Origin of the sequence: Salmonella sp. SJTUF15570 (genome assembly GCF_043357055.1) — a bacterium.
In the GTDB taxonomy this organism is placed as follows: Bacteria; Pseudomonadota; Gammaproteobacteria; order Enterobacterales; family Enterobacteriaceae; genus Salmonella; species Salmonella enterica.
Genome location: NZ_JBEUKJ010000028.1, coordinates 1 through 5,760, shown reverse-complemented (window position 1 = coordinate 5,760; position 5,760 = coordinate 1). Strand labels below are relative to the sequence as shown.

General features: G+C 56.8%; 5 protein-coding genes and 2 pseudogenes. 4 read left to right on the top strand and 3 right to left on the bottom strand.

The window, feature by feature from the left end; all coding sequences use genetic code 11:
* Positions 1 to 52 precede the first annotated feature (52 nt).
* Positions 53 to 757, bottom strand: coding sequence for an IS6-like element IS26 family transposase (locus tag ABVN44_RS24530; RefSeq protein WP_001067858.1), 705 nt, complete (start codon positions 755 to 757; stop codon positions 53 to 55).
* 113 nt (positions 758 to 870) lie between these two features.
* Here ABVN44_RS24530 and aac(3)-IVa point away from each other — a divergent pair, with 113 nt between their 5' ends.
* The 3 genes and pseudogenes from aac(3)-IVa to ABVN44_RS24515 all read left to right on the top strand — a co-directional run.
* Positions 871 to 1,647 carry an aminoglycoside N-acetyltransferase AAC(3)-IVa gene (aac(3)-IVa, locus tag ABVN44_RS24525; RefSeq protein WP_001199192.1) on the top strand — a complete coding sequence of 259 codons (777 nt, stop codon included), beginning with the start codon at positions 871 to 873 and terminating at the stop codon, positions 1,645 to 1,647.
* A gap of 228 nt (positions 1,648 to 1,875) precedes the next feature.
* Entirely contained in the window at positions 1,876 to 2,901 is a 1,026-nt protein-coding gene (gene aph(4)-Ia, locus ABVN44_RS24520; protein ID WP_000742814.1) for an aminoglycoside O-phosphotransferase APH(4)-Ia, read from the top strand.
* Between the two features lie 5 nt (positions 2,902 to 2,906).
* Positions 2,907 to 3,260 (top strand): annotated as a pseudogene (locus tag ABVN44_RS24515) (AAC(3) family N-acetyltransferase); the annotation flags it as partial.
* Positions 3,261 to 3,322: 62 nt separating this feature from the next.
* On the opposite strand, the gene ABVN44_RS24510 reads toward ABVN44_RS24515, so the two are convergent.
* Complete coding sequence (locus ABVN44_RS24510) at positions 3,323 to 4,075, bottom strand: IS6 family transposase (RefSeq protein ID WP_000602738.1); 753 nt, start codon at positions 4,073 to 4,075, stop codon at positions 3,323 to 3,325.
* Positions 4,076 to 4,160: 85 nt separating this feature from the next.
* Between ABVN44_RS24510 and ABVN44_RS24505 the strand changes: the two are divergent.
* Positions 4,161 to 4,964, top strand: a pseudogene (locus tag ABVN44_RS24505) (Tn3 family transposase); the annotation flags it as partial.
* Between the two features lie 28 nt (positions 4,965 to 4,992).
* On the opposite strand, the gene ABVN44_RS24500 reads toward ABVN44_RS24505, so the two are convergent.
* Entirely contained in the window at positions 4,993 to 5,697 is a 705-nt protein-coding gene (locus tag ABVN44_RS24500; protein ID WP_001067858.1) for an IS6-like element IS26 family transposase, read from the bottom strand.
* Positions 5,698 to 5,760: the final 63 nt, after the last annotated feature.

The following is a 5,760-nucleotide window of genomic DNA, read 5'->3' as shown; positions in this document are numbered from 1 at the left end:
GGCACTGTTGCAAAGTTAGCGATGAGGCAGCCTTTTGTCTTATTCAAAGGCCTTACATTTCAAAAACTCTGCTTACCAGGCGCATTTCGCCCAGGGGATCACCATAATAAAATGCTGAGGCCTGGCCTTTGCGTAGTGCACGCATCACCTCAATACCTTTGATGGTGGCGTAAGCCGTCTTCATGGATTTAAATCCCAGCGTGGCGTTGATTATCCGTTTCAGTTTGCCATGATCGCATTCAATCACGTTGTTCCGGTACTTAATCTGTCGGTGTTCAACGTCAGACGGGCACCGGCCTTCGCGTTTGAGCAGAGCAAGCGCGCGACCATAGGCGGGCGCTTTATCCGTGTTGATGAATCGTGGGATCTGCCACTTCTTCACGTTGTTGAGGATTTTACCCAGAAACCGGTATGCAGCTTTGCTGTTACGACGGGAGGAGAGATAAAAATCGACAGTGCGGCCCCGGCTGTCGACGGCCCGGTACAGATACGCCCAGCGGCCATTGACCTTCACGTAGGTTTCATCCATGTGCCACGGGCAAAGATCGGAAGGGTTACGCCAGTACCAGCGCAGCCGTTTTTCCATTTCAGGCGCATAACGCTGAACCCAGCGGTAAATCGTGGAGTGATCGACATTCACTCCGCGTTCAGCCAGCATCTCCTGCAGCTCACGGTAACTGATGCCGTATTTGCAGTACCAGCGTACGGCCCACAGAATGATGTCACGCTGAAAATGCCGGCCTTTGAATGGGTTCATGTGCAGCTCCATCAGCAAAAGGGGATGATAAGTTTATCACCACCGACTATTTGCAACAGTGCCGTTGATCGTGCTATGATCGACTGATGTCATCAGCGGTGGAGTGCAATGTCGTGCAATACGAATGGCGAAAAGCCGAGCTCATCGGTCAGCTTCTCAACCTTGGGGTTACCCCCGGCGGTGTGCTGCTGGTCCACAGCTCCTTCCGTAGCGTCCGGCCCCTCGAAGATGGGCCACTTGGACTGATCGAGGCCCTGCGTGCTGCGCTGGGTCCGGGAGGGACGCTCGTCATGCCCTCGTGGTCAGGTCTGGACGACGAGCCGTTCGATCCTGCCACGTCGCCCGTTACACCGGACCTTGGAGTTGTCTCTGACACATTCTGGCGCCTGCCAAATGTAAAGCGCAGCGCCCATCCATTTGCCTTTGCGGCAGCGGGGCCACAGGCAGAGCAGATCATCTCTGATCCATTGCCCCTGCCACCTCACTCGCCTGCAAGCCCGGTCGCCCGTGTCCATGAACTCGATGGGCAGGTACTTCTCCTCGGCGTGGGACACGATGCCAACACGACGCTGCATCTTGCCGAGTTGATGGCAAAGGTTCCCTATGGGGTGCCGAGACACTGCACCATTCTTCAGGATGGCAAGTTGGTACGCGTCGATTATCTCGAGAATGACCACTGCTGTGAGCGCTTTGCCTTGGCGGACAGGTGGCTCAAGGAGAAGAGCCTTCAGAAGGAAGGTCCAGTCGGTCATGCCTTTGCTCGGTTGATTCGCTCCCGCGACATTGTGGCGACAGCCCTGGGTCAACTGGGCCGAGATCCGTTGATCTTCCTGCATCCGCCAGAGGCGGGATGCGAAGAATGCGATGCCGCTCGCCAGTCGATTGGCTGAGCTCATGAGCGGAGAACGAGATGACGTTGGAGGGGCAAGGTCGCGCTGATTGCTGGGGCAACACGTGGAGCGGATCGGGGATTGTCTTTCTTCAGCTCGCTGATGATATGCTGACGCTCAATGCCGTTTGGCCTCCGACTAACGAAAATCCCGCATTTGGACGGCTGATCCGATTGGCACGGCGGACGGCGAATGGCGGAGCAGACGCTCGTCCGGGGGCAATGAGATATGAAAAAGCCTGAACTCACCGCGACGTCTGTCGAGAAGTTTCTGATCGAAAAGTTCGACAGCGTCTCCGACCTGATGCAGCTCTCGGAGGGCGAAGAATCTCGTGCTTTCAGCTTCGATGTAGGAGGGCGTGGATATGTCCTGCGGGTAAATAGCTGCGCCGATGGTTTCTACAAAGATCGTTATGTTTATCGGCACTTTGCATCGGCCGCGCTCCCGATTCCGGAAGTGCTTGACATTGGGGAATTCAGCGAGAGCCTGACCTATTGCATCTCCCGCCGTGCACAGGGTGTCACGTTGCAAGACCTGCCTGAAACCGAACTGCCCGCTGTTCTGCAGCCGGTCGCGGAGGCCATGGATGCGATCGCTGCGGCCGATCTTAGCCAGACGAGCGGGTTCGGCCCATTCGGACCGCAAGGAATCGGTCAATACACTACATGGCGTGATTTCATATGCGCGATTGCTGATCCCCATGTGTATCACTGGCAAACTGTGATGGACGACACCGTCAGTGCGTCCGTCGCGCAGGCTCTCGATGAGCTGATGCTTTGGGCCGAGGACTGCCCCGAAGTCCGGCACCTCGTGCACGCGGATTTCGGCTCCAACAATGTCCTGACGGACAATGGCCGCATAACAGCGGTCATTGACTGGAGCGAGGCGATGTTCGGGGATTCCCAATACGAGGTCGCCAACATCTTCTTCTGGAGGCCGTGGTTGGCTTGTATGGAGCAGCAGACGCGCTACTTCGAGCGGAGGCATCCGGAGCTTGCAGGATCGCCGCGGCTCCGGGCGTATATGCTCCGCATTGGTCTTGACCAACTCTATCAGAGCTTGGTTGACGGCAATTTCGATGATGCAGCTTGGGCGCAGGGTCGATGCGACGCAATCGTCCGATCCGGAGCCGGGACTGTCGGGCGTACACAAATCGCCCGCAGAAGCGCGGCCGTCTGGACCGATGGCTGTGTAGAAGTACTCGCCGATAGTGGAAACCGACGCCCCAGCACTCGTCCGAGGGCAAAGGAATAGAGTAGATGCCGACCGAACAAGAGCTGATTTCGAGAACGCCTCAGCCAGCAACTCGCGCGAGCCTAGCAAGGCAAATGCGAGAGAACGGCCTTACGCTTGGTGGCACAGTTCTCGTCCACAGTTCGCTAAGCTCGCTCGGCTGGGTCGCGGGAGGGCCGGTCGCAGTGATTCAGGCCCTTCTGGATTGTGTTGGTCCCCAGGGCACGATTGTCATGCCCACGCACTCGGGTGATCTGACTGATCCCGCAGATTGGAGATCGCCGCCCGTGCCTGCCGATTGGGTGCAGATCTTGCGCAACGAGATGCCGGCATACGATCCGCAAACCACACCAACTCGGAACATGGGTGCAGTGGCTGAATTGTTCCGGGCGTGTCGCAAACACTTTTGGAGGCAGCTATCACCCAGCCAAGGCCGGTATTTTCATGCTTTGTTAACCTTTTGCAGTCCGAAGAGGCGCGCAAGCAAATCATTCTGGTCATTGACGGTCCAGCCGCCTGAAAAGCCAAAGCCCTTCCGCAGCCACAGCATCGCCTCGAAACCCGCGATGGTTCGCCGCGCCGTGTTAAAGGATTGGAAACCGCCGATCTTCGGCATGTTCTTCTTCACCCGGAAATGGTCGCTCTCAATCCCCTGCTGGAGATGTTTGGTCACATAATGCACGGGATCGGGATGGAGAAGCCCATCATCAACCGACGTTTTGATCGTTGACGGGAAGGTGTTGGCCCCGTCCGTCCCAATCCTGTTCGGCGACAACAAGGGTTCATCTTTAAGCATCTTTCGGAAGAACCGCTTGGCAGCGTCGAGATCGCGCTTAGCGGTCAGCAGGAAATCCACCGGATTGCCATGCTTATCGATGGCTCGGTACAGATAGCGCCATTTGCCGCGGATCTTGACATAGGTCTCATCAATCCGGACCGAGCCGCAATGGGGTCGACGAAACTGCCGCAGCCGTTTCTCGATGACAGGTGCATAAGCCAATACCCAGCGGTTGATCGTGCTATGATCGACCTCGAAGCCCCGCTCGCGAAACATCTCTTCCAAGTCACGATAGCTGAGCGGGTAGCGCAAGTACCAGGCAACCGCCTGTACAATCAGCCAGGCCTCGAAATGCCTGCCCTTGAAATCATCCTTCGACTGGCGCTTCAGCTTTTCGGCAATGGTATTCAAAATCATCGGCTCGCTCCGCAATATCAGGAGCGGCAACTTCTCTCCCCATGGTCAACATCGAGTTAACCTGAAGAATTTGCGACAAGGCCATGCGTTCCGCTCCGGAGATGTCTGGCTTACTAGGTCCCGGCGCTATGGCGATCTGAAACACGCACTCGTTCCGGCACAATCCATCGCGGAAGGCGGTCGTCTCGCTGTGCCATTGCGGCCGGAGGAATGGCTGGCAGACCGGCAAGCTCGCCTCGACATGCGGTTGCGCGAGCTTGGCCGTGCCGCTCGCGCAGGCACGATCCCGGGCGGGTCGATTGAAAACGGCGTTCTGCATATCGAGAAACTCGAAGCCGCCGCGCCGACAGGCGCCGAAGATCTGGTGCTCGATCTCTACAAGCAGATCCCGCCCACGCGCATCACCGATCTCCTGCTGGAGGTGGATGCGGCGACCGGCTTCACCGAAGCGTTCACCCATCTGCGCACAGGAGCACCCTGCGCTGACCGGATCGGGCTAATGAACGTTATCTTGGCGGAAGGGATCAACCTCGGCTTGCGCAAAATGGCGGATGCGACAAACACCCACACCTTCTGGGAATTGATCCGCATTGGACGGTGGCATGTCGAGGGCGAAGCCTATGACCGGGCGCTGGCCATGGTGGTCGAGGCACAGGCAGCGTTACCCATGGCCCGGTTCTGGGGCATGGGCACGTCGGCTTCGAGCGACGGACAGTTCTTCGTCGCTACAGAGCAAGGTGAGGCCATGAACCTGGTCAACGCGAAATATGGCAATACCCCGGGCCTGAAAGCCTATAGCCACGTCTCCGACCAATATGCGCCGTTCGCAACCCAGGTGATTCCTGCAACGGCAAGCGAAGCGCCTGGCACTGTTGCAAAGTTAGCGATGAGGCAGCCTTTTGTCTTATTCAAAGGCCTTACATTTCAAAAACTCTGCTTACCAGGCGCATTTCGCCCAGGGGATCACCATAATAAAATGCTGAGGCCTGGCCTTTGCGTAGTGCACGCATCACCTCAATACCTTTGATGGTGGCGTAAGCCGTCTTCATGGATTTAAATCCCAGCGTGGCGTTGATTATCCGTTTCAGTTTGCCATGATCGCATTCAATCACGTTGTTCCGGTACTTAATCTGTCGGTGTTCAACGTCAGACGGGCACCGGCCTTCGCGTTTGAGCAGAGCAAGCGCGCGACCATAGGCGGGCGCTTTATCCGTGTTGATGAATCGTGGGATCTGCCACTTCTTCACGTTGTTGAGGATTTTACCCAGAAACCGGTATGCAGCTTTGCTGTTACGACGGGAGGAGAGATAAAAATCGACAGTGCGGCCCCGGCTGTCGACGGCCCGGTACAGATACGCCCAGCGGCCATTGACCTTCACGTAGGTTTCATCCATGTGCCACGGGCAAAGATCGGAAGGGTTACGCCAGTACCAGCGCAGCCGTTTTTCCATTTCAGGCGCATAACGCTGAACCCAGCGGTAAATCGTGGAGTGATCGACATTCACTCCGCGTTCAGCCAGCATCTCCTGCAGCTCACGGTAACTGATGCCGTATTTGCAGTACCAGCGTACGGCCCACAGAATGATGTCACGCTGAAAATGCCGGCCTTTGAATGGGTTCATGTGCAGCTCCATCAGCAAAAGGGGATGATAAGTTTATCACCACCGACTATTTGCAACAGTGCC

Coding starts and splice junctions, on each gene's coding strand:
- ABVN44_RS24530 (WP_001067858.1), bottom strand. CDS start 757: ATGAACCCATTCAAAGGCCGGCATTTTCAGCGTGACATCATTCTGTGG.
- ABVN44_RS24510 (WP_000602738.1), bottom strand. CDS start 4,075: ATGATTTTGAATACCATTGCCGAAAAGCTGAAGCGCCAGTCGAAGGAT.
- ABVN44_RS24500 (WP_001067858.1), bottom strand. CDS start 5,697: ATGAACCCATTCAAAGGCCGGCATTTTCAGCGTGACATCATTCTGTGG.